This is a genomic window from Pseudomonas cyclaminis (assembly GCF_015163715.1).
Classification (GTDB): Bacteria; Pseudomonadota; Gammaproteobacteria; order Pseudomonadales; family Pseudomonadaceae; genus Aquipseudomonas; species Aquipseudomonas cyclaminis.
The window spans coordinates 1-3,050 of the sequence record NZ_JADDUM010000311.1; the positions used below are offsets into that span (position 1 = coordinate 1).

1 protein-coding gene and 2 pseudogenes are annotated in these 3,050 nt (G+C 63.5%); 2 read left to right on the plus strand and 1 reads right to left on the minus strand.

Annotated elements, in window-relative coordinates:
* A pseudogene (locus IQK56_RS29155) lies at positions 1-102 on the plus strand (EamA family transporter); the annotation flags it as partial.
* A 65-nt stretch (positions 103-167) separates the two neighbouring features.
* Here the strand turns inward: IQK56_RS29155 and norR are convergent.
* Positions 168-1,710 (minus strand): annotated as a pseudogene (gene norR, locus IQK56_RS29160) (nitric oxide reductase transcriptional regulator NorR).
* Between the two features lie 147 nt (positions 1,711-1,857).
* Here norR and hmpA point away from each other — a divergent pair.
* Entirely contained in the window at positions 1,858-3,039 is a 1,182-nt protein-coding gene (gene hmpA / locus IQK56_RS29165) for an NO-inducible flavohemoprotein (protein ID WP_193862224.1), read from the plus strand.
* Positions 3,040-3,050: the final 11 nt, after the last annotated feature.

Below are 3,050 nucleotides of genomic sequence, written 5' to 3' on the forward strand. Positions count from 1 at the left end.
CTGGCGGGGTTGGTGCTGGTGATGCTGGGGAATGTGTTGGTGTTTCGCAAGCCTAAGGCGGTTCAACCGACGACTCCGATCCTTCAGGCAAAGCAGGTTTAGTGTGGGAGGGGGCAAGCCCCCTCCCACATTTCCTGCATTTCATACATTTGGCCGAGTTGGCCGCGCTATTTCATTCCAAGGCGCTTGGCCATGCGGCCCAGGTTGGCGCGGTCCAGGCCCAGTTCGCGGGCGGCGCTGGCCCAGTTGTGCTGGTGGCGTTCCAGGCAGGCGCTGATCACTTGGCGCTGGTAGGTCTCTGTGGCCTGGCGCAGATCGCCGGTAACGGCCAAGGCTGTTTCTGCCGGTGCTTCGATCACCGGCGCGCTGGCGTCGGGCAAGTCCAGATCCTGGGCACTCAGGCTCAGAATCCTCGGCCGTTCGCGACAGCTACCCAGTGCTTTCAACGCGCTGCGTCCGATCAAGTGCTCCAACTCGCGCACATTACCCGGCCAGTTATAGGCCAACAGCGCCGCCTGGGCGTCGCTGTTCAGGCGCAGACTGCCCAGGCCCATGCGTGAGCGGTTCTGTTCCAGGAAGAAGCCCGCCAGCAACAACACATCGCGCCCGCGCTCGCGCAGGGCCGGCACTTGCAGCGGGTATACGCTCAGGCGGTGATAGAAGTCGGCGCGGTAGCGGCCGTTGCGTACCTCGTCCGCGAGGTCGCGGTTGGTGGCGGCGATCAGGCGAACATCCACCCGGTGCTCCTTATCCGAGCCCAGGCGCTGCAACTGGCCGCTTTGCAGCACCCGCAGCAGCTTGGCCTGCACGGTCAGCGACAGCTCGCCGACTTCATCCAGGAACAAGGTGCCGCCGTTGGCCAGTTCGAACTTGCCGCGCCGCTCGTTCAGCGCACCGGTAAAGGCGCCGCGTACGTGGCCGAACAACTCGCTTTCCACCAATGTCTCCGGCAGGGCGGCGCAGTTGAGGCTGATCAATGGTTTATCCGCACGATGGGAGGCCGCGTGGATAGCCTGGGCCACCAGCTCCTTGCCCACCCCGGTTTCGCCGGTGATCAGCACGGTAAGGTCGCTGCCGCCCACCAGTTTGATTTCTTCGACCAGACGCTTGTGGGTCTTGCTCTGGCCGATCATTTCCTTGTGCTGCTGGCCGCTGGCCTGGCGGTAGATTTCGGCGCGCTGGTGTTCGTCTTCGGCGCGCAAGGCCAGGCGTTCGATGCGTTCGGCCACGTTGACGGTGGCGGCGGCGAGGCTGGCGAAGGCTTGCAGGGCGTCCAGTTCAACCCGTTCGAAGCGCTCGGTGTCGAGGGCATCCAGGGTTAGCAGGCCCCACGGCTGGTCGTCGACGAACAACGGGCAGCCCATGCAGTCGTGCACTTCCAGATGCCCGTGCAGGCCATCGACCAGGCCGTCGTAGGGGTCGGGCAATTCGCTGTCGCTGTCAAAGCGCGTCGCCGGCGCTGCCGAGCAGCACGGCGAAGCGCGGGTGCTCGCTGACCTTGAAGCGCCGGCCCAGGGTGTCTGCGCTCAGGCCGTCGACCGCCAGCGGCACCAGCCATTCACCGTCCAGGCGCAGCAACGCGGCGGCGTCGCACGGCAGCAGGGCGCGCATGGCTTGCAGCAGGCGGCGGTAACGCTCGCCTTCGGGCAGGTCACGGGACAGGTCGGCGACCAGGGGCAGCAGGGTGGTGAGCAGCGATTGCGCAGTCATAATGACTCCTTGTAGTCCTTATGACTATAAGGCGTAGGAAGTCATATTGACTACTTTTTATTTAAGCTATTGAAAATTAACGATTTATAAGTTGGCACGAATACTGAGTAGCTAAGGGTAATCAGTAAAGAAGCCCAGGAGGCTCCCATGCTTAGTGCCCAAGACCGTGCCATCGTCAAATCCACCGTGCCCCTGCTGGAGAGCGGCGGTGAAGCGCTGATCACCCATTTCTACCGCATGATGCTCTCGGAGTACCCCGAAGTTCGCCCGCTGTTCAACCAGGCCCACCAGGCCAGCGGCGACCAGCCCCGCGCCCTGGCCAACGGCGTGTTGATGTACGCCCGGCATATCGACCAGCTCGATCAACTGGGCGACCTGGTGGCGAAGATCATTAACAAGCACGTGGCCTTGCAGATCCTGCCGGAGCATTACCCGATCGTTGGCGCCTGCCTGCTGCGGGCGATTTCCGAAGTGCTGGGCAGCGAGATTGCCACGCCTGAAGTCATGACTGCGTGGGGCAACGCCTACGGCCAACTGGCGGATATCCTGATTGGCGCCGAGGCGGCAATCTACGACGAGAAAGCCCAGGCCCCTGGCGGCTGGCGCGGTGCGCGGCCGTTCCTGCTGGTCAAACGGGTGGAGGAGAGCGAAGAGATCGTTTCGTTCTACTTCGCCCCGCTGGATAACGGGCCGATTCTCGCAGCGGCCCCTGGCCAATACATCGGCATGAAGCTGGTGCTGGATGGCGAAGAAGTGCGCCGCAACTATTCCCTGTCGGCCTTGAGCGATGCGGGCCTGTACCGCATCAGCGTCAAGCGCGAGGCCGGTGGGCGGGTGTCCAACTACCTGCATGACCAGTTGCACATCGGCGCAACCATCGACCTGTTCCCGCCGTCGGGCGAGTTCACCCTGGCGGCCAGCGATAAACCGTTGGTACTGATCAGCGGCGGCGTGGGCATCACGCCGACCTTGCCGATGCTCGAAGCGGCCTTGGCCACACAGCGCCCGGTGCACTTTATCCACTGTGCGCGCAACGGTGGGGTGCATGCGTTTCGCGATTGGGTGGATGGCCTGGCGGCGCAGCATCCGCAGCTCAAGCGTTTTTATTGCTATGCCGAGGAGGACGGCGTGAGCCCGGCGGCGGATAAAGTCGGGCTGCTGAGCCAGGAGCAACTGGCGGCGTGGCTGCCTGAGCAGCGCGACCTGGATGCCTACTTCCTGGGCCCTAAAGGTTTCATGGCCGCGATCAAGCGCCACCTCAAGGCGTTGGGCGTGCCGGAGAAACAGAGCCGCTACGAATTCTTCGGCCCGGCGGCTGCTCTGGAGTAACGCGGTCAAAA